16 protein-coding genes are annotated in these 20388 nt (G+C 45.8%); 4 read left to right on the top strand and 12 right to left on the bottom strand.

What is annotated here, in order from left to right:
• Positions 1-21 precede the first annotated feature (21 nt).
• Genes rlmH through ACMN7X_RS03975 form a run of 3 tightly spaced genes read right to left on the bottom strand, consistent with a single transcriptional unit; the run spans position 22 to position 2187 of the window.
• Positions 22-501 (bottom strand): 23S rRNA (pseudouridine(1915)-N(3))-methyltransferase RlmH, encoded by a 480-nt coding sequence (rlmH, locus tag ACMN7X_RS03985; RefSeq protein ID WP_418746202.1) that lies wholly within the window; start codon positions 499-501, stop codon positions 22-24.
• 12 nt (positions 502-513) lie between these two features.
• Positions 514-948, bottom strand: coding sequence for a DUF1700 domain-containing protein (locus tag ACMN7X_RS03980; protein ID WP_418746201.1), 435 nt, complete (start codon positions 946-948; stop codon positions 514-516).
• A gap of 9 nt (positions 949-957) precedes the next feature.
• A complete protein-coding gene (locus tag ACMN7X_RS03975; protein ID WP_418746200.1) occupies positions 958-2187 on the bottom strand; it encodes a M16 family metallopeptidase in 1230 nt (409 codons plus the stop codon).
• Between the two features lie 160 nt (positions 2188-2347).
• Here ACMN7X_RS03975 and ACMN7X_RS03970 point away from each other — a divergent pair, with 160 nt between their 5' ends.
• Together ACMN7X_RS03970 and ACMN7X_RS03965 are read left to right on the top strand one after the other, a co-directional pair.
• Positions 2348-3853 (top strand): DUF1846 domain-containing protein, encoded by a 1506-nt coding sequence (locus ACMN7X_RS03970; protein WP_418746199.1) that lies wholly within the window; start codon positions 2348-2350, stop codon positions 3851-3853.
• Between the two features lie 114 nt (positions 3854-3967).
• Entirely contained in the window at positions 3968-4474 is a 507-nt protein-coding gene (locus ACMN7X_RS03965) for a hypothetical protein (RefSeq protein WP_418746198.1), read from the top strand.
• A 90-nt stretch (positions 4475-4564) separates the two neighbouring features.
• Here the strand turns inward: ACMN7X_RS03965 and nifJ are convergent, their stop codons facing one another.
• The 3 genes from nifJ to ACMN7X_RS03950 all read right to left on the bottom strand — a co-directional run bounded on the left by nifJ (position 4565) and on the right by ACMN7X_RS03950 (position 13334).
• Complete coding sequence (nifJ, locus tag ACMN7X_RS03960; protein ID WP_418746197.1) at positions 4565-8089, bottom strand: pyruvate:ferredoxin (flavodoxin) oxidoreductase; 3525 nt, start codon at positions 8087-8089, stop codon at positions 4565-4567.
• Positions 8090-8236: 147 nt separating this feature from the next.
• Positions 8237-9307, bottom strand: a complete 1071-nt coding sequence (locus ACMN7X_RS03955) for a hypothetical protein (RefSeq protein WP_418746196.1) — start codon at positions 9305-9307, stop codon at positions 8237-8239.
• Between the two features lie 271 nt (positions 9308-9578).
• Complete coding sequence (locus ACMN7X_RS03950; RefSeq protein ID WP_418746195.1) at positions 9579-13334, bottom strand: phosphoribosylformylglycinamidine synthase; 3756 nt, start codon at positions 13332-13334, stop codon at positions 9579-9581.
• A 325-nt stretch (positions 13335-13659) separates the two neighbouring features.
• Here ACMN7X_RS03950 and ACMN7X_RS03945 point away from each other — a divergent pair, with 325 nt between their 5' ends.
• Positions 13660-14181 carry an ECF transporter S component gene (locus ACMN7X_RS03945; protein ID WP_418746194.1) on the top strand — a complete coding sequence of 174 codons (522 nt, stop codon included), beginning with the start codon at positions 13660-13662 and terminating at the stop codon, positions 14179-14181.
• An 81-nt stretch (positions 14182-14262) separates the two neighbouring features.
• On the opposite strand, the gene ACMN7X_RS03940 is transcribed toward ACMN7X_RS03945, so the two are convergent.
• Genes ACMN7X_RS03940 through ACMN7X_RS03920 form a run of 5 tightly spaced genes read right to left on the bottom strand, consistent with a single transcriptional unit; the run spans position 14263 to position 18901 of the window.
• Positions 14263-15198, bottom strand: coding sequence for a M14 family metallopeptidase (locus ACMN7X_RS03940; protein ID WP_418746193.1), 936 nt, complete (start codon positions 15196-15198; stop codon positions 14263-14265).
• Complete coding sequence (locus ACMN7X_RS03935; RefSeq protein WP_418746192.1) at positions 15198-16133, bottom strand: M14 family metallopeptidase; 936 nt, start codon at positions 16131-16133, stop codon at positions 15198-15200. Before ACMN7X_RS03935 ends, ACMN7X_RS03940 begins: the two co-directional genes overlap by 1 nt.
• Positions 16130-16918, bottom strand: coding sequence for a transglutaminase family protein (locus ACMN7X_RS03930; RefSeq protein ID WP_418746191.1), 789 nt, complete (start codon positions 16916-16918; stop codon positions 16130-16132). Before ACMN7X_RS03930 ends, ACMN7X_RS03935 begins: the two co-directional genes overlap by 4 nt.
• Positions 16919-16925: 7 nt before the next feature.
• The gene (locus ACMN7X_RS03925) at positions 16926-17606 is read right to left on the bottom strand and encodes an alpha-E domain-containing protein (protein WP_418746190.1); all 681 of its coding nucleotides are present in this window, start codon (positions 17604-17606) and stop codon (positions 16926-16928) included.
• Complete coding sequence (locus ACMN7X_RS03920; protein WP_418746189.1) at positions 17588-18901, bottom strand: circularly permuted type 2 ATP-grasp protein; 1314 nt, start codon at positions 18899-18901, stop codon at positions 17588-17590. The genes ACMN7X_RS03925 and ACMN7X_RS03920 overlap by 19 nt, the downstream gene beginning before the upstream one ends.
• 206 nt (positions 18902-19107) lie before the next feature.
• Here ACMN7X_RS03920 and ACMN7X_RS03915 point away from each other — a divergent pair, with 206 nt between their 5' ends.
• Positions 19108-19986 carry a LysR family transcriptional regulator gene (locus ACMN7X_RS03915; RefSeq protein ID WP_418746188.1) on the top strand — a complete coding sequence of 293 codons (879 nt, stop codon included), beginning with the start codon at positions 19108-19110 and terminating at the stop codon, positions 19984-19986.
• A gap of 80 nt (positions 19987-20066) precedes the next feature.
• Here ACMN7X_RS03915 and ACMN7X_RS03910 read toward each other — a convergent pair whose 3' ends face one another.
• On the bottom strand, positions 20067-20372 hold the full coding sequence (locus ACMN7X_RS03910) for a DUF1292 domain-containing protein (RefSeq protein ID WP_178041869.1): 306 nt from the start codon (positions 20370-20372) through the stop codon (positions 20067-20069).
• Positions 20373-20388 lie beyond the last annotated feature (16 nt).

Here is a 20388-nt window from a genome sequence, read left to right as displayed (position 1 = left end):
TGCCACTGTCCCCAACCTCATTTATTTATGATAAGGCTCACCCTGTATGATTCGATAGCTCCGATAAACCTGTTCCAGAAGGATCACCCGCATCAGTTGATGGGGAAATGTCATTTTTGAGAAGCTCAAAAGCATATCCGCTTCTTTTAAAACCTTTTCCGAAAGTCCGAGGGAACCGCCGATGATAAACTGGATATGGCTCTCCCCTTTGACCCCCAATTGACTGATTTTGTCCGCCAATTGTTCCGAGGAGAGCATTTTTCCTTCAATCGCCAATGCAATGACGGTGCCGTCCTTTCGGATGTTTTTCAAAATCCTCTCGCCTTCTTTATCTTTGATCAGCTCCGCTTCATGGGCGCTGGCATTATCCGGCGTTTTTTCATCGGCCACTTCAATAATCTCCGGTTTACAGTATCTTCCCAATCGTTTAATATATTCGTCAATCGCCATCCGATAAAATTTCTCTTTGACTTTTCCGACACAAATCACCGTAATCTTCATATTTCGCTCATCCTACCGTCCATCCCGCCTTTGGGAGAAAATCCATAAAACGACCGCGATGACAATAATCGCCGGCAGCATCCAGATGATCAATCGTGTCACTAAAGCAAGGACCAAAACCACCACTGCAATAATGATCGCGATCGTTCCATACATTTTCACCTTTGCTTTCCATGTCAGATCGGCCTCATTCCCCTCATCGCCGGTGGTATAAGTCACCGTTGTCCGACGGTATGCGTTACCTTCTTCTTCGATTCCATCGATAATATTATGGGCGATGATCCGGGCGTCTCCAAGCTCCTCCAAAACCTCCGATTCCGAACGGCCTGAAGCTATCTGCTCCTCAATATACTGTCTGTAATAATTTATCTGTTCATTAACCTGAATGTCATTTAATTCCTCTGAAAGCGCCGTCTCCAACGCATATAAAAATTCCTGTTTCGTCATACTGCCTCCTTAATCCAAATGTATATTTCCCACAATAGCGGCGCCGCACTGCTCTCTGCGTAAATATTTTTCAAAAAACCGGCAGACATCCTCCGATGTCACTTGCTGAATCCGGCTCAAATCCTCCTCCAGAGATACGGCTCTGTCCCGAATCAAAAGGGATTTTCCCAATCCGCTCATCCGATTGTAGCTACTCTCATATCCTAAGATCAATTCACCCTCAATCTGCTGAATGGCTATTTTCAATTCATTTTCCGAAACACCTTCACGAATCACACGGGATATCTCATCAAAAATTGCATCCATCACCTGTTTTGTCTGAGCCGGCTGCATGGCCGCATATATTTGGAACAGTCCGGCCTGCTCATAGGAACTGCCATAGGAATAGATGGCATAGGTCAACCCCAATTCATCCCGAATCTTCATAAACAGCCGGGAATTCATATTTCCGCCGAGGAGATTATTGGCGACAGTCATCACATAGCGCTCGTCGCTCAATACGGTACAACAGTCAAAGGCCAGGCACAAATGATTTTGCTCAATATCCTTTTCCCGGGTCCATAGGACCGGTTTGAATTCCGGCGCAAAGCCCGAATCTGAACGGCTGCCCTGCGGTATCTCCCCAAAACAGCGGCAGATCCAGGACATGATGGCTTCCTCATCAAAATGTCCGGCCACGGATATGACAATATTTTCTCCCACATAATACTGTTCAAAAAACTTCATCAGCTTTTCCCGTGTAAACCCGGAAACCACATCCTTTTCCCCGGAGATAAGATAGCCCAGGGGATGTTCATCCCAAACGGCCATCTGAAGATGCTCATGCACCAAATCCTCCGGTGAATCCTCATACATATCAATCTCCTCAAGGATCACGCCGAGTTCTTTCTTCAATTCCTTTTCGTCAAACAGGGAATTACAAATCATATCCCCCAATATATCCAAAGCCTGTTCCGCATAAATATCCAGCGTTTTGGCATAATAGCAGGTGCAGTCTTTACAGGTAAAAGCATCCATATTACCGCCGATGGCCGTCATTTCATTAGCGATATCCGCTGCTGTCCGATGGGATGTTCCTTTAAACATCATATGCTCAATGACATGGGCCATTCCGTTATTCTGCCGGTTCTCATACATCGATCCGACCCGGATCCAAACCCCGATCGACACAGACCGGTAGGACGGCATCTCCTCCATCACAATGCGAATACCATTATTTAATTTCCGCTGATGCGTCATTCTCATCCCTCTTATAAATAAATTTTAACAATAATGAGTATACTATAGTTTTTTCAAAAATAACAGCACAATTTTTTAACTCTGAACTGTAACCTTGTCGCATATTGTGTTATACTGTTGTAAAATATTGTAAAAGTTATTTATACAAGGGGGAAATGTTATGAAAATCGGATTTGACCCGGATAAATATATTGCCGAACAATCAAAATATATTTTAGAACGTGTCAATAATTACGATAAGCTTTACCTGGAATTCGGGGGTAAATTAATTTCGGATCTGCACGCCAAGCGAGTGCTTCCGGGGTTTGATGAAAATGCAAAAATCAAGCTTCTTCAGCAGTTAAAAGACAAATCGGAAATTATCATTTGTGTCTACGCGGGAGATATCGAACGTAATAAAATCCGCGGCGATTTCGGTATTACCTATGATATGGATGTTCTCCGCCTGATTGACGACCTGCGTGAATACGGACTTGAAGTCAACAGCGTCGTTATCACCCGCTACAGCGGCCAGCCGGCAACTACCGTATTTATCAATAAGCTGGAACGGCGGAACATTAAAGTCTATACCCACGAAGCCATCCACGGCTATCCGACGGATGTGGATATGATCGTCAGCAGCGAAGGCTACGGCCGCAATCCATATATTACCACAACAAAACCGATCGTTGTTGTTACCGCGCCGGGACCGGGAAGCGGCAAACTGGCTACTTGCCTGAATCAGCTTTATCATGAACACCGCCTTGGAAAATCTGCAGGATATTCCAAATTCGAAACCTTCCCTGTGTGGAATATTCCGCTGAAGCACCCGCTAAACGTTGCCTATGAAGCCGCGACGGTGGATCTGAAGGACGTCAATATGATCGACTCCTTCCATCTTGATGCCTACGGCGAAATGGCCGTCAACTATAACAGAGATCTTGAGATGTTTCCTGTCATCCGCAGGATTATTGAACGGATCACCAATGAACCTTCTGTCTATAAATCTCCGACAGATATGGGCGTAAATCGGATCGGTTTCGGCATTATCGATGATGATGTTGTTCAGGAAGCCTCCCGGCAGGAAATTATCCGGCGCTATTTTAAAACGAGCTGTGAATATAAAAAGGGATTGATCAATGAAGACGCCATGCAGCGCATGTATCTCATTATGGAAAATATGGGATTAAAACCGGAGGAACGCAGTGTTGTTCTTCCGGCCCGTGAACTGGCTGACAAATATAAAGGTGTTTTGATCAATAATGATATCTGTTCCGTCACCGCCATACAGATGGAGGACGGACAGATCATCACCGGCAAAAAATCCGAACTGATGAGTGCCTGCGGCGCCATGGTTTTAAATGCCATCAAATATCTGGCCGGCATTGCGGATGAGATTCCTCTCATATCCCATAATATTCTGGAACCTATGATTCGCTTGAAGAAGGACCATCTTCACAATAAATATACAGCCCTTAACACCGAAGAAATTTTAATTGCCCTGAGCATCAGCGCTGTCACAAATCCTGTGGCCCAGGTTGCTATGGATAATTTGGTCAAGCTTCATGGCCTCCAGGCTCATTCGACGATCATGCTGACCCGAAATGATGAGCAGACTTTGCGAAAACTGGGAATAGACGTCACCAGCGATCCTTTCTATCCGTCCGACAGTCTGTCCTACAATTAAACAAATATTATGAATATGAGTATTATTTTTCATTGAAAGAAAAATGATGCTCATATTTTTTTGTTCAAAAGTTCATACTAAAATTATCTTTTAATCATTCAGGAGGTAGTTACTATGAAAACACGCCGAACATATTTATTATGTATTCTCTCACTTCTGGCAGCCTTTTTAATGACCGGCTGTTCCAGCGCCGACAAAGCCGGCACCCAGGCCCGAACAGATCTGACCGCAGATCATGTCCGCGGACTCTATTCCGGTATGGCCCGAAAAGATGTGGAAGACTTACTCGGAACAGGGGATAAAAGTCTGGCTGACCATGAAAAAATTGATGTTTACAGTCTTTCTGACGGCAGCACCGCCGTCCTCCGATATCGTGACGACACCTTATTAGGCGCTTATCTTCGCGATAAGGATAATATTGAAACATCTATCTTTGGCCAGGATACGACAAATACAAGCGGCACCAACGGTGTCACCGACACCGGCAGTTCACTGGAAAACTCAGATTTAAACAATGCGGCAGATTCTGCCACCGAAGCCGGAACCGAAAACGGAATGACTTCCGGAGGTGACTCGGGAATCGGAACCGGTACAGGAATTGAATCCGAAAGCGGGAAATAATTTTTCCAATCCTTAAATATCGAAAACGCCGCCTGGAAAACCAGACGGCGTCTCTTTATTTATCCGTTAAACACGGAATACTTCTTCAGATTACTGTTCTGCTAATTTGATATAGCCAGCAAGTCTTTCTTTAGCGTCTTCTTCATTCTTAACGAACATCTGCTCAGCAATTTCTGGGAATGTTCTCTGTAAGGAAGAATAACGAACTTCATTCATGATGAAGTCTCTGAAGCTGCCCTTCGGCTCTTTAGTGGAATCAAGGATAAATGGATTCTTTCCTTCTGCTTTGAGCAGTGGATTGTATCTCCACATATGCCAGTATCCACAGTTAACAGCTTCTTTAATTCTTGTCTGAGCACCGCTCATACCACCCTTGATACCATGGTTGATACATGGAGCATAACCGATGATCAGAGATGGACCCGGATAGCTTTCAGCTTCTTTCAAAGCTTTAACCAACTGACCCTGATTTGCGCCCATAGCAACTTCTGCTACGTATACATAACCATAGGAAACAGCCATCATACCAAGGTCTTTCTTCTTCTGTTTCTTACCGGAAGCAGCGAATTTAGCAACGGCACCTGTCGGTGTGGACTTGGAAGCCTGTCCGCCTGTGTTGGAGTAAACTTCTGTATCATAAACGAATACGTTGATATCTTCACCGGAAGCTAATACATGGTCTAAGCCGCCGTAACCGATATCGTATGCCCATCCATCACCACCGAAGATCCACTGAGATTTCTTAACGAGTAAGTCAGCGTTCTTTTCGATAGCTTCACAAGCTGCTTTCACTTCGCCGTCACACTGGCAATCTTTTACAGCTGCCAACAATGCTGCTGCGGAAGCCTTGGATTCTTCACCTAAATCCATTGTTGCGATCCAGTTTTCCATAGCTTCTTTTACAGTGCCTGTAGCTTTTTCAGCTGCAGCTTTCACTGTATCACGAAGGCCGAGTCTGCGCTGTTTCTGGCCTAAGTACATACCTAAACCAAATTCTGCGTTATCTTCGAACAGGGAGTTACACCAAGCAGGACCCTGTCCTTTTTCATTTGTTGTATATGGCATAGATGGTGTGGAAGCACCCCAGATAGAGGAGCATCCTGTTGCGTTTGCGATCTGCATACGGTCACCAAATAACTGTGTGATCAATTTAGCATAAGGTGTTTCACCACAACCAGCACAAGCGCCGGAGAACTCGAATAATGGCTGTTCAAACTGGCTGCCCTTAACTGTGTATTTATCCAATGGATTCACTTTCTTGGAAACGCTCATTGCATATTCCCAATTCTCAGCTTCTGCTTCCTGAGTATGAGCAGGAACCATAGTAAGAGCTTTTTCCTTAGCAGGACAAACATTAGCACAGCTTCCGCATCCAAGACAGTCAAGCGGAGATACCTGCATCTTGAACATATACTGGTCAACGCCTTTGCCCTTGCCTGCTACTGCACCGAAGCCGGCAGGAGCTGCTGCATTTTCTTCAGCAGTTAAGAGAACCGGACGGATCGTTGCATGAGGACATACATAAGAACACTGGTTACACTGGATACACTTGGAAGCATCCCAAGCCGGAACCATTGTAGCAACACCACGTTTTTCATATGCGGCTGTACCTAATTCAAAGTGGCCGTCTTCTCTGCCAAGATACATGCTGACCGGAAGGTCATCACCTTTACAAGCGTTCATCGGCTGTACGATATTCTTAACGAATTCAGGTACTTCTTTAACATTTGTAACTTCCGGATCAACAGCGTTCGCCCATTCAGCCGGTACAGCAACTTCAACAGCGCCGTCAACACCGGCATCTACTGCTGCGTAGTTCATGTTAACGATTGCTTCACCCTTCTTGCCGTAGGATTTCTGAATAGCTTCTTTCATGTATTTCACTGCGTCTTCAATCGGAATAATGTTTGCCAGTTTGAAGAATGCAGCCTGGAGTACAGAGTTTGTACGGTTGCCAAGACCGATCTCTCTTGCAATCTTAGTAGCATTGATCGTATAGAATTTAACGTGTTTCTGAGCAAGTGCTCTCTTAACATTTGCCGGAAGCTTTTCTTCTAATTCTTCCGGTGTCCATTCTGTATTGAACAGGAATGTACCGCCGTCTTTCACATCGCCTAACATATCATACAGGTTAATGTATGCTTCGTTATGACATGCAACAAAGTCAGCTGTTGTAACAAGATATGTAGAACGGATCGGTTTTTTACCAAAACGTAAGTGGGACTGGGTAACGCCACCGGATTTCTTGGAATCATAGTGGAAGTATGCCTGAGCGTACATATCTGTGTGGTCACCAATGATCTTGATGGAGTTCTTATTAGCACCAACAGTACCGTCAGCACCAAGACCCCAGAACTTACAGCTTGTTGTGCCTTCGCCGGCAACGTCAACCTGTGGAAGAACCGGAAGGGAAAGATTTGTAACATCATCCACGATACCGATTGTGAAGTTGTTCTTCGGAGCATCAAGTTTCAGGTTTTCAAATACAGAAATGATCTGGCTTGGAGTAACGTCTTTAGAACCAAGGCCGTAACGTCCGCCTACGATTGTAGCCTGTTTTCCTGCTCTGTAGTATGCAGCAAGAACATCCAGGTATACCGGTTCGCCGATAGCGCCGTTCTCTTTATCTCTGTCAAGAACTGCAATCTTTGTAGCTGTTTCAGGAATAGCTGCAAGGAAAGCTTCCTCTTTGAATGGTCTATAAAGGTGAATCTGAACTAAACCGACTTTTTCGCCTTTAGCCATCATGTAATCGATAGTTTCTTTAGCGGCGTCACAAACAGAACCCATAGCGATAATTACGCGTTCAGCCTGCGGATCACCATAGTAGTTGAACAATTTGTAATCACGGCCGGTCATAGCGCTGACTTTTTCCATGTATTCTTCAACAACTTCCGGAAGAGCGTCATAGAAACGGTTACGAGCTTCACAGCCCTGCATGAAGATATCCGGGTTCTGAGCTGTACCACGAACAACCGGATGTTCCGGGTTCAATGCGTTCTTTCTGAATTCTGCCAGTGCATCATAATCAACTAACTTAGCTAATTCATCATAATCTGTACATTCAACTTTCTGAATTTCGTGAGATGTACGGAAACCATCAAAGAAGTGAAGGAATGGAACACGTCCTTTGATCGCTGACAAATGAGCTACAGCAGCTAAATCCATAACTTCCTGAACAGAACCGGAACACAGCATAGCGAAACCGGTCTGACGGCAAGCCATAACATCTGTATGGTCACCAAAGATGTTCAGGGCATGTGTTGCGATAGCTCTGGCACTTACATGGAATACTGACGGCAACTGCTCACCGGCAATTTTGTACATATTCGGAATCATCAGAAGAAGACCCTGAGATGCTGTATATGTTGTTGTTAAAGCGCCTGTGGAAAGGGAACCGTGTACAGTACCGGCGGCACCTGCCTCGGACTGCATCTCAACAACTTCTACAGTCTGTCCGAAAATATTTTTTCTGCCGTTTGCAGCCCATTCATCTGTGACTTCGGCCATTGGTGAGGATGGTGTGATTGGGAAAATACCAGCTACTTCTGTAAACGCATAGGAAGTCCATGCAGCAGCGGTATTACCATCCATGGTTTTCATAACTTTTGCCATTTTGAAAAAATCTCCTTTCATTTGTGTAGCATATCATAATGCAAAACGCATTATACTCCAATGATTATTTTAATACATATTGAACAATTACGTCAAGGAATAAACGTATAAAAATTGTTCATATTTCAAAACAACGGAATCCTTCGCCTACATTGTTTTGGTAATTGAGATATAATATGAATTGTCATAGCCTTCATAATAGTTAATATATACCTCATAGCCGTCTGTATCAAAAAAGACATATTCATCCTTTTCCGCGATGCCCCGCTGTTTCTGAAATTCTTCTCTGAAAGACTCCCCATCTCCGGTCAGAGCCTTCATGGTGGATACAAAAAATTCATCCGCCCTCTCGCTGTCATAAACATTATAACTGACTTCATGAAGTCTTTTGCTGAAAGTATCCCAGGCCACACTGTAATAATAACCGATATCCGTGTCCATATCATACATGCGTTCCTGGACAAAATAGGAATAAAAATCATCGTCACCATAATCATAGGAATAATTATTGGACGAATCTGAAAAAGATTTCGTATCCATTCCCAGCTTCGATAACTCAGGCTCCAAAACAGCCATGAACTCTTCCACCGTTATATCCATATGTTCAAACCCTGTACATTCGCTGCCGAGAGCGGCCACCTCTTCATCCGAATACTCAACACGGCCGGCGTCCTCATCGGAAGCCGCCCAGTCGTCGCCTTCATCCTCCGCGAAATAATCCTCCGTTGCACGGATGGGATCATCCGAGAATATCCCTGAAATATCCGCCGTCATCTTTTTTTCAAGAGTGCTGATAACTTCTGCCGCCGCAGAGATAATCGAAAACACCACCACAATGATAATGATCAGCTTTGCTTTTCCCGAAGCGCCCCTCCGTTCCGGGACCGTTCCATCCGAATAGGTCTTCCCGGATATTTTATAAGTCTTCTTATATTTTTTATATGTATCTGCGGTTGTTGAATTATCTGCCGTCCATTCACTGCTTTCAGCTGCCCGTGCTTTCCTCTTCTTTCGGGAAGGCATCATAGTCACTGAGCCGTCATCACGATATTTATAGTCATGCGCCTGCGAATCATAGGAACAGTCATCTCCATGCACCGTGTCCGTATTATAATGGATATCCACATACTCCGGTTTCCATATAAAAGAATTGCAGGAATCACACCGATGGGCCTTCTTCATCGGCTGGTCACATAAAGGGCATATACGTACTTTCATTTCATTGTTCTCTCTTTCTCTTCCAGATACTTATATTTTACAGTAAATATGTCTAAGAAACAAGAGGATTTCTCTGGATATTTTCGACATTTCCACCTATTTTGGTATATTAAATTTTTTAATTTCCTTATGTCTCTATTTTCTCTCATTATACCATATACATTGCAAATTGCATATATATTTTTGATAAGTTTCTGACAATTTCTTTTAAAAAACAGGCCTCCGGACACGTCATTTTATCTGACAGCCGAAGACCTGCGCTGTTTAGGATTTATTTAAAGTATTCCACACCGGATTCGAAGATATGCTGATCCTGATTTCCGGTGATGTTCATGGCCACATGGTCTCCGATACGCTCGGAATGGGCCATTTTGCCAAGGACACGGCCATCCGGGCTGGTGATGCCTTCAATCGCATAATAGGAACCATTCGGATTAAAGTCTTCATCCATTGTCGGATCACCATTGACATCCACATACTGGGTTGCCACACAGCCGGTCTCAAAAAGTTTCTTGATCCATGCTTCACCGGCAACAAAACGTCCTTCGCCGTGGGAAGCCGGAATAGCAAAGATGTCGCCCGGCGTCACCTTCTGAAGCCATGGGGATTTATTCGTCACAACCTTTGTATAAACCATTTTTGAAATATGACGGCCAATATGATTGGTTGTCAATGTCGGCGAGTCATCCTTCTGCGGAGTTATTTCACCGTAAGGGACAAGTCCGAGTTTGATGAGAGCCTGGAAACCGTTGCAAATTCCAAGGGCCAGACCGTCTCTCTGATTCAAAAGCTGATCGACCGCTTCTTTGATCCGCTCATTGCGGAATACGGAAGCAATGAATTTGGCGGAGCCATCCGGTTCATCACCGGCGCTGAAACCGCCCGGGAACATCAGAATCTGAGATTCATTGATGGCTTTGACATATTCCTCCACCGATTCCCGGATCATAGATTCATTCAGATTGCGGAATACGCCCGTCTTCACATCGGCTCCGGCTTTCTCAAAGGCTTTCATTGTATCATATTCACAGTTTGTACCCGGGAATACCGGGATAAATACCTTCGGTCTTGCCACTTTATGTTTGCAGATATGGATATCCTTCGCGACATATAAACCGGTATCGATTTTCTTTTCTTCCACACCGGATTTTGTCGGAAATACCGATTCCAGCGGTTTTGTCCAGGCATCGATGGCTTCGCCCATCGTTACCTTCATATCTTTATAAACAAATTCCGGTGCTTCGGTAACTGTACCGCATACCGTATATTCCGCCGTCAGCTTGTCCATATCTTCTGCTGCAACCTCCGCAACAATATCACCGTAGTACGGCTTGAAGATTTCGGCTGCGGACAGGCCGTCCTCAAGTTTCACACCCAGTTTATTGCCGAAAGCCATCTTGCTCACAGCCTCGGCAAGGCCACCAAAGCCAACCGTATAGGTCGCCTTTAAGGGGCCGTCATTTACCATTTTCGTAATCTTCCCATAAATATCTTTGAGCTGTTCATAAACCGGCAGGTCATATTCATTTCTCTCAATCTTAAATACGACCAGTTTATCTCCCGGATTCTTCAACTCGGAGGTAACGATATCCTGCTGTTTTGCCACATCCACCGCAAAGGAAACCAGTGTCGGCGGTACATTCAGTTCATTAAAGGAACCGGACATGGAATCCTTTCCTCCGATGGCAGGAAGTTCAAATCCAATCTGGGCCTCATAGGCACCGAGAAGTGCGGATAAAGGCTCGCCCCAGGTTTTCGGATCCTCAGTCATTCTGCGGAAATACTCCTGGAAGGTGAAATGAATTTTTGTCAGATCACCGCCGGCCGCAACAATCTTTGCCACCGAATGGACAACTGCGTAAACCGCGCCGTGATATGGGCTCCATGCCGACAGATAAGGGTCAAAGCCATAACTCATCATAGTGACCACATCGGTCTTTCCCTTTAAGACAGGCAGCTTCGCGATCATGGACTGGGCCGGCGTCAGCTGATATTTTCCGCCGTAAGGCATATATACGGAAGATGCGCCGATGGAACTGTCGAACATTTCCACAAGTCCCTTCTGTGAGCATACATTCAGATCGGACAGATTTGAAAGCCATGCCTGCTTCATATCGGAAACATCTTTTTCTTTCTTAAAATAATTCTCTTCCGGATCCGGAACAGAAACACAGGCGTCATTTTCCTGATGAGCGCCGTTTGTATCAAGGAAGGCACGGGAAATATCCACGATCACCTTATCCCGCCAGTACATTACAAGGCGCGGTTCCTCAGTAACCTCAGCCACACAGGTAGCTTCCAGGTTTTCTTCCGCCGCATATTTCATAAATGTATCCACATCCTTCGGATCGATAACAACAGCCATACGTTCCTGGGACTCTGAGATTGCCAGTTCGGTTCCATCCAGGCCGGCATATTTCTTAGGCACTTTATCCAGTTGGATATGAAGACCGACCGCCAGTTCGCCGATGGCAACGGACACGCCGCCGGCGCCGAAATCATTGCATTTTTTAATCAGGCGGCTGACTTCCGGATTGCGGAAAAGGCGCTGCAGCTTTCTCTCCGTCGGCGCATTTCCCTTCTGCACTTCCGCGCCGCAGGTATCAATGGATTCCACCGTATGGGCTTTGGAAGAACCTGTGGCGCCGCCGCAGCCGTCACGGCCGGTACGTCCGCCGAGAAGAATGATAATATCTCCCGGATCCGACGCGGCACGAGTGACATTGCTTCTCGGAGCTGCTGCCATCACCGCACCGATCTCCATACGTTTTGCCGCATAATTCGGATGATAAATTTCATTGACAAGGCCGGTCGCCAGGCCAATCTGGTTGCCATAGGAGCTGTAGCCGTGAGCCGCCTCTGTGACAAGCTTTCTCTGAGGGAGTTTCCCCTTCATCGTCTCTTTCACCGAAATTCTCGGATCCGCGGCGCCGGTCACACGCATGGCCTGATAGACATAAGTACGGCCGGACAGCGGATCGCGGATCGCACCTCCGAGACAGGTCGCCGCACCACCAAACGGTTCAATCTCTGTCGGATGATTGTGGGTCTCATTTTTAAAGTTGACGAGCCACTCTTCCGTTTCACCGTCAATCTCCACCGGCACAATAATACTGCAGGCATTAATCTCATCCGTATCCTCCTGATCATTCAGCTTGCCGTCTTTTTTAAGCTTGCGCATCGCCATCAGCGCCACATCCATCAGACATACGAATTTATCTTTGCGCCCGGCAAATACCTCCGCCCGATGTTCCATATACATGTCATAGGTATCTTTCATCGGCTTCTGATAATAGCCTTCTTCAAAATCAATATTTTTCAACTCTGTCTGGAATGTTGTGTGACGGCAATGGTCAGACCAATAAGTATCCAGCACACGAATCTCTGTCACTGTCGGATTACGTTTTTCCTCAGCGGAATAATATTCCTGAATAAATTTAAAATCATTAAACGTCATCGCCAGGCCGAGAGAATCATACAAACTGCGAAGCTCTGCTTCCGGCATGGTCATAAAATGATCAAACACCGCCACATCCGCCGGCTCCTCAAACTTCGTTATCAGAGTGTCCGGTTTCTCTTCCCCGGTTTCCCTGGAATCCACCGGGTTAATACAGAAAGCTTTAATACGCTCCATCTCATCCTCCGTCACCGCACCCTTTAACAAATAGGTGGTTGCGGAACGGATGACCGGCTCTTCAGTTTCATTCAAAAGCTTTACACATTGTTCCGCGGAATCTGCCCGCTGGTCAAACTGGCCCGGAAGATATTCCACTGAAAAAACACTTTCATCCTCCGCCTTTGGAAACTCTTCCTCATATAATACATCTACCGGCGGCTCCGAAAAGACAATAACTTTTGCGCTGTCATAGGTTTTATCTGTAATATTTTCAATGTCATAACGAATCAACACCCGGGCGCCGGTAACCGACTGGATATTCAGATAACTGTGAATATTATCCAGCAGCTCCTGGGCAGCTACAGCATATTCCGGTTTCTTTTCAACATAAATACGTTTTACCTGGGTCATCATGTACCTCCATTTTTAATCACTTCATTTTACACTCGCTAACTGTTCACAGTATGCCTGGCAACTAAGCTCGTGAAACACCTCGCCAAGGTGCCAGGTATGCGTTCTCAGTAAGCTCGAAAACACCTCGCTAACTGTTCACAGTATATCATGTCCGCACCCATAATTAAAGTTAATAAAATTAATTAGATTTATTAGATTATCTTATCACCAGTTCTTCGCCATCTGGTATTATTATTTTTTTTCAAACTGACCGTTTTCACATAGCCACATCTACTGTATAATACGTTCAAACCAAAAAATCAAAGACATAGGAGTGTACATTATGGAAAAAACTATCTCGAAAACAAAATCCATGGTCTTTGCCGCCCTTTTCGCCGCACTGGCCTGCGTTGCTACCATGAGTCTTCATATCCCGACACCGGGGACCGGCGGTTATATCCATCCGGGAGACGCCATCGTCGTTTTATCCGGCATCCTTCTCGGCCCTGTTTACGGCGGTCTGGCCGCGGGCCTCGGCTCCGCTCTGGCTGACCTTTTAGGCGGATATATGATCTATGTGCCGATCACCTTTGTGGTCAAGGCTGTGATCGCTGTTGTATGTTATTTTGTTTATCATAAACTTCTCGGCAAGCTGAATCAGGTGATCCTCAAAGGCATCATCACCGGCTGTTTTTCGACAGTCATTGTGGCCGGCGGATATTGCTTTTTTGAATACTTTATGTACGGCAGCGGCGCCTTTGCCAGCGTTCCGGCCAATCTCATCCAGGGACTTTCCGGCCTGATCATTTCGACCATCCTTCTGCCCCTGCTCAAACAGGTGCCGGACTTCCGTTCCATTATTTAAATACCTTTCAACATCGAATAATTACGGAAAATCCCTGTTTCATAAAAAGCGTTTCAAGCTTTTCAGAAACAGGGATTTTCTCTAATTATACATCTTCTTGATGATTTTGAATACCACGGTGTTTTCCATCACCAGCGGTTCGTTATGGGCAAAGAAGATCACGCCGTCCGTCGGCGAGATGATCTGCATTTTTACATAGCCCTCATAAGGATCAATGATCTCCGCAACAACTTCACCAAACTGCACGTCGTCGCCTTCATGTTTCAGCCGGCGGAATATTCCTGCTTCCTTTGTCTTCACCGGCATTAAATCTTTTTCATAAATAACGCTTGCAATGTATCCGCTGTGCCCGTGATATTTGATAATACCCATTCGGCTTAAGAAACGCATGACCGAGACCACCGCCTGTCCGGCTGACGTTTCATCAATTCTGTCTGTCGCCGAGGTATACACGGAAAAGGCGCTTGTCTCCCAAATCTGCCAGTTATAGTTTAATGTGGTCGTATCATAGGGTTTCGGCGTCCGGATCACCACATAGGGCAGCCCGAAAAGATTTGCCAGACTCGGATTCTGATAACCTGTATCCATCATTCGGACATGGGGGATAAAATCGCCCTGCATATAAAAGCTGGCAAACTGAATACCATAAGCATATCCTTTAATGTTTTCAAAAAGTCCGGCGGCAATGCGCTGCGTCGTCTCGCCCAGACTGTATCCCGGAAACATCCGGTTAATATCTGTTTTATCCAGCGCCCAGAAACGGCTGCCGATATTTAAAGACGCACTGTTGACCGATGGAACTACGAGAATCTCCTTATTCCGGACAATATTCCCCCGTCTTTCTAATTCGGCTAAAGTTTTTACGATCTGAGAGCAGACATAAAGCTGCTGCACCTCATTTCCCCGAAGAGATCCCACGATGCAGGCGGCTTTTTCTCCTTTTCCAAAGCGATACCCCTGAATCCGCAGATCATCTCTGTAAGGGGATTTTAAATGAAATAATGTCTCTTTCCGCATCAGTCCACACCTCCGAGAATTCGTGCCAATAAGGAGCCCTCATAGACGATCGGATATTCCCGCAAGGTAAATACCAGCCCATCCACCGGGGAATCAACGCTGTGAATAATCTCACCGGTCACCGGGCTGATAATATCTCCGATATGCTCCCCGGCTTTGACTTTATTTGAATGATTGACGCATGGAACAAACACGCCCGAAGCCTCCGCATTTAAAAAAGAAACTTTTCCATCGGTGGAAATGATCGGCTGACGCACCTCGCCCACCGGCCCCGTCCACACTCCAAGATGTTTCATGACACTGAAAATGCCATCCGTCAATTGATATCCATACTCCTTTGTGATCCGCATTCCCACGCCCATCTCGGCAACCAGGGTCGGAACGCCGGCCGTATTCAGGCTGTAGGCCAGGGTGGATTCCAGTACCGTCGCGGCGGCATGAATCCATATATAATCCACATTCATTTTCAGGGCAAGGGGAACAAGCCGTTCTGCCGTCTCTTCATTAATGCGGATCTGAGGAATCTCTCTTAGAAAAATGTTGCTGGAATGAATATCCACACACAAATCCGCTCCTTTGATATCCTCGATCACCTGATGAGCCGTGTATTCGGCCAGACTTCCGTCCAGATTCCCGGGGAAAATCCGGTTCATATCCAGATCAAACTTAGGAATACCGCGGGTAATGGTATCGATCCCCAGCGGATTTAAGGCCGGAAACACGTCCACGATACCGTTTAAATATTCTTTATGCTCATTGATCCGCCGGATAACCTCATAGCAGCAAAACTGCCCTTCCAGCTCATCGCCGTGAGTCCCGGTCACAATAACGATCCGCTTTGGATGTTCCACCGGGTGATCCGGCTCCAGCCGGTTTTTTTCAATCCGCATCATTTCATCGACAGGCAATGCGGACGCAACCACTGTTTCTATCATTTTATTTCCTCCACATGTACAAAAATATCCTGACTCTGGCTGACATTTCCCTTAAATCCGCCCCGGAGAACGCTGCAGTCCATCGCATTTCGCCCGTGGGCCAGTTTAATATAAGTCTCATCGGCCATCAGGTTGTTTGTCGGGTCCAGGCCATAAAAGCTGCCTTCCGAAAATATTTCCACCCAGGCGTGGGTATGACCTTCCCCCAGCATAAAACCGGCGACATAGCGGGCCGGAATTCCGGCATAAATGCACATTGCCGTCAGCATATGGGCGTAATCCTGACAAACGCCCTGCCCCAGAGCAAAGGCTTCGGCAGCCTTAGTCGTTGCCCGGGTCACATTTTGCCGATATTCAAACACGGCATACAATCCATTCATCAGGCAAAGCGCCTTTGAAAGCGCGTTTTTTCCGTTTTTACTTTCATCCCCGGCGAGCAGCTTTTCCGTGAAAGCCTCCATGGCCGGACTGGTTTGAGTATATTCTGTCGGGTATGAAAATATCGGATGCCACAGCTTTCTCGGCCTGCTCAGATCCACCGTTATCTCGCCGCTGACCTTAAATCCGAAACAGTTATGGGGAGGCAGGATAACTCCCCGAAGGGTTGTATTTCCCCAGTAATCTCTCTCTATTCGGATATCCGTTTCCGGATTCACAGCCAGCTCATAAGCTTCCAGATGCTGACGCGCCTCTTCTCTCGGAATACAGCGCAGCAAAAAAGCATGGTCGATCACGCTGCCGTCAAATGTCACCTCTGTCCGATATTCAAATTTTAATCGCTTCACCGCCGGCTCAAAATCCTTCAAAAAATTTATTGACGCACTCCAGAGCCTGCCCCCGACTTGCCCGCTCCGGGTCTCCGGCCATGATGATCGAATGAAGACGGCCCGAGCTGTGATGATCATAACTGATGTGAACCCGGCTGAGACGCCCCATCAGTTTGTCAAATTCCCGTTCAATGGCATCATAAGGAAAATCCAAACGCAGATATAAATCCAGACGTTCGATATAACGGCCCGCCTTGATCAGATTCCGGCACTCATCATCCAGAACATAATCATCCAGGCAGCCCCAAAAGGCCAGCATATAATCCGTCACCTTCTGAATCTCAAAAAGGGCCGTATTGCTGTTTCGAATCCGCTTCAGCTTATTCAACGCCAGTTCCAGATAAGATAAAGTCGTGGAACTGATCTCATTTCTGAGCATGATCGCATTGTCCACCGCCCGGGTCAGATTGGAAACGATGGAATTCGAATCTTTTTCATCGAAAAGGTAGCGGTCAAAAAAGTCCTCCACACTGGTGTAAATGGACGGAATGGACAGTTTTTCACAATATTCCTCATACCCGGTCATATTGTGGTCGATCATATCATCATAATACCGGCTGAACACCTGCAGCGTTGTATAAACCCTCTCGCTGTAACGTCCAAGCCACAAAAGATTACTTGCTTTAACTACCGAGATAATACCCATGTGTCTTTAAAACCTCCTCCCTGAGACGAATTCACAACAAAGGAATCCGGATTTCTGGAAAAACGGGTCAGGCCGCTCTTCCAAACCTTAACTTCTTTACCATAGAGAACAAAGGCTCTCAGATCCGCTTTTCTCTCCACGGTACCTCCGCCCTCGACGATCTCCAGATCTTTAAAATCAATCACCTCCTGGGCGATAAAACGGCGGGACTCCCGCGATATCAGCCGCCGCATTTCCTCAAGCTTTTCTCCGTTTAAATCTTTTCCGAAAATAACGCCGTAACCGCCCGCTTCCGCCACATCTTTAACGACAAGCCTTTCCAGATTTTCCAGAACATATTTCCGGTCCTCCTCAAAATATGGCAGATAAGTCGGCGCATTTTTCAATAAAGGCGTCTCATGAAGATAATATTCAATCATCTTCGGAACAAAATAATAAATACCTTTATCATCGCCGATACCATTTCCCGGCGCATTGACCAGGGCAACATTTCCGGCTTTATAAACGGACATAATTCCCGGCACGCCAATGACGGATTCCGGATTAAAGGTCAGCGGATCCATGTATTCATCGGATATACGGTGATATACCGCTCCGACCCGTTTCGGCCGTTCCGAATAATCTTTATAATATAAAACATCATTTTCCACATAGAGGTCGCTCGGCATCGCCAATATGGAATAGGTTTTTTCGGCGAGATACGAATGTTCAAAAAATGCCGCATTATAACGCCCCGGAGTTAATATCACATTAATACCGCCCGTATTCACATAATCCATCATCTCTTTCAGCATTTTTGCGTAATCCCGATTATCCTCAATCGCATTATTGGAAAAAGTTGACGGACTGGCTCGCCGGCATATATTTCTCGCGATCAGCGGATAGGACGCGCCGGAAGGAATTCGGAGATTATCTTCCAGAATATACCATTCTCCATCCTTTCCTTCCACCAGGTCAATGCCGGCGATATGGCAGTGGATGCCGTGAACCGGATGAACGCCGTCACATTCCGGCAGAAAACCGCTGGAAGAAAAAACAAAGGATTCGGGGATCACGCCGTCTGCGATGATCCTTTTTTCTGAATAAACATCCTCCAAAAAACAATTCAGCGCCTTCACTCTCTGAATCAATCCCCTCTCCAGCCGGTCAAATTCGGCCTTTTGGATAATTCTTGGAATCGGGTCAAAGGGAAATAACTGTTCTTTAAACTCACCATTTTTATACAGTCCAAACCGGACACCGTATCGGGCCAGCAAATCATTCACACATTCAATGTGCTCTCTTAATTCTTTCATAACTCCCATCTCCTCGTACATCACAGCATAAAAAAAGGGCGCTCCTAAATCTAAGAGCGCCTTCGCTTGATTTAAGGATACGCCTTTCAATCCTTTTTGTCAATGGCTGCCATAATTTTACATTTACTATTTTATTCAGATATGCTATTATTTATATTAATATAACTTCTGTTTTTTATTAAAGTCGTTAATAATTGAGGTGGCCCATGGACATTAATTATGAATTATACAAGGTATTTTATTATGTTGCAAAAACGCTGAGTTTTTCGGAAGCATCCAAAAAACTGTTTATTTCCCAATCCGCCGTCAGCCAGTCGATCAAAGCGCTGGAAAAAAAGCTGGATCAAACCCTCTTTATCCGGAGCACCAAGCGGGTGAAACTAACCCCGGAAGGTGAAATTCTTTTTAAGCATATCGAACCGGCCATCAACCTGATCATCCGCGGTGAAAATCAGATTATGGATGCCAAGGCCTTAAACGGCGGCCAACTGCGCATCGGCGCCAGCGATACGATCTGCCGCTATTATCTTGTCCCTTATCTGAAAGAATTCCATGAGCATTTTCCGAATGTACATATTAAAGTAACCAATGCCACTTCGGCCCGCTGCGTCGACCTTCTTGAAAATGAACTGGTCGATCTAATTGTGACCAATTCGCCAAATCCCCGAATGAACGCTATTCACAACGTCCGCAAAGTCCGGGAATTTCACGATGTATTTATCGCCAACAAAAATTTTAACCATCTGAAAAACAAGCGGCTGGAGCTGGAAGAGCTTCTCAGTTATCCGATCCTTATGCTGGATAAGGCCAGCCTGACCAGTGAATTTCTTCACAGCCTGTTCCAGCAGCATCAACTGGATCTAGTGCCTGAAATTGAGCTGAGCAGCAATGATCTGCTCATTGATCTGGCCCGCATCGGCCTCGGCATCGCCTTCATCCCCGACTTTTGTCTGCCGGAAAATGAAACGGATCTGTTTATTATCCGTACCCGTGAGATACTTCCGTCCCGCCAGATCGTAGTCGGCTATAATGACAAGGCGCCGATCTCCGAAGCCGCCCAATATTTTATTGATATACTTGCATAAACAGAGCTTCAACAAAAAAAGATGGTTCCGCAGCGCCTTTGCCTCACGGAATCATCTTTTTAAATATCGCTCATTCTTCCCTATTCACCGTCAAATAATTCATCGAATTCTTCACTGTCCAACAATTCGTCAAAAGCATCCGATACCATTTCCCATTCTTCATCGGTTTCGATATCTTCAAGCTGAACATCTTCTGCATTCTCGGCAGCAATAAAACGGTAAATATAAACCTCATCCTCATCCACGCCCTGGTCTTCAAAAGGAAGTAAGGCAATGTAATTTCTTTCGCCCACCGGAAATACGGCGATCACCGCACATTCGATCTCAGCGCCGTCATCAAAGCTTAATGTCATCGTGTCGTCATCCTCTGGAATAAATGTTCCCATTCTTCTACCTCAACTT

Source organism: Frisingicoccus sp. (assembly GCF_048388605.1).
Taxonomy (GTDB): Bacteria; Bacillota; Clostridia; order Lachnospirales; family Lachnospiraceae; genus Frisingicoccus.
Note: the sequence above shows the minus strand (reverse complement) of the source record. Positions and strands in the feature narration are given on the sequence as shown.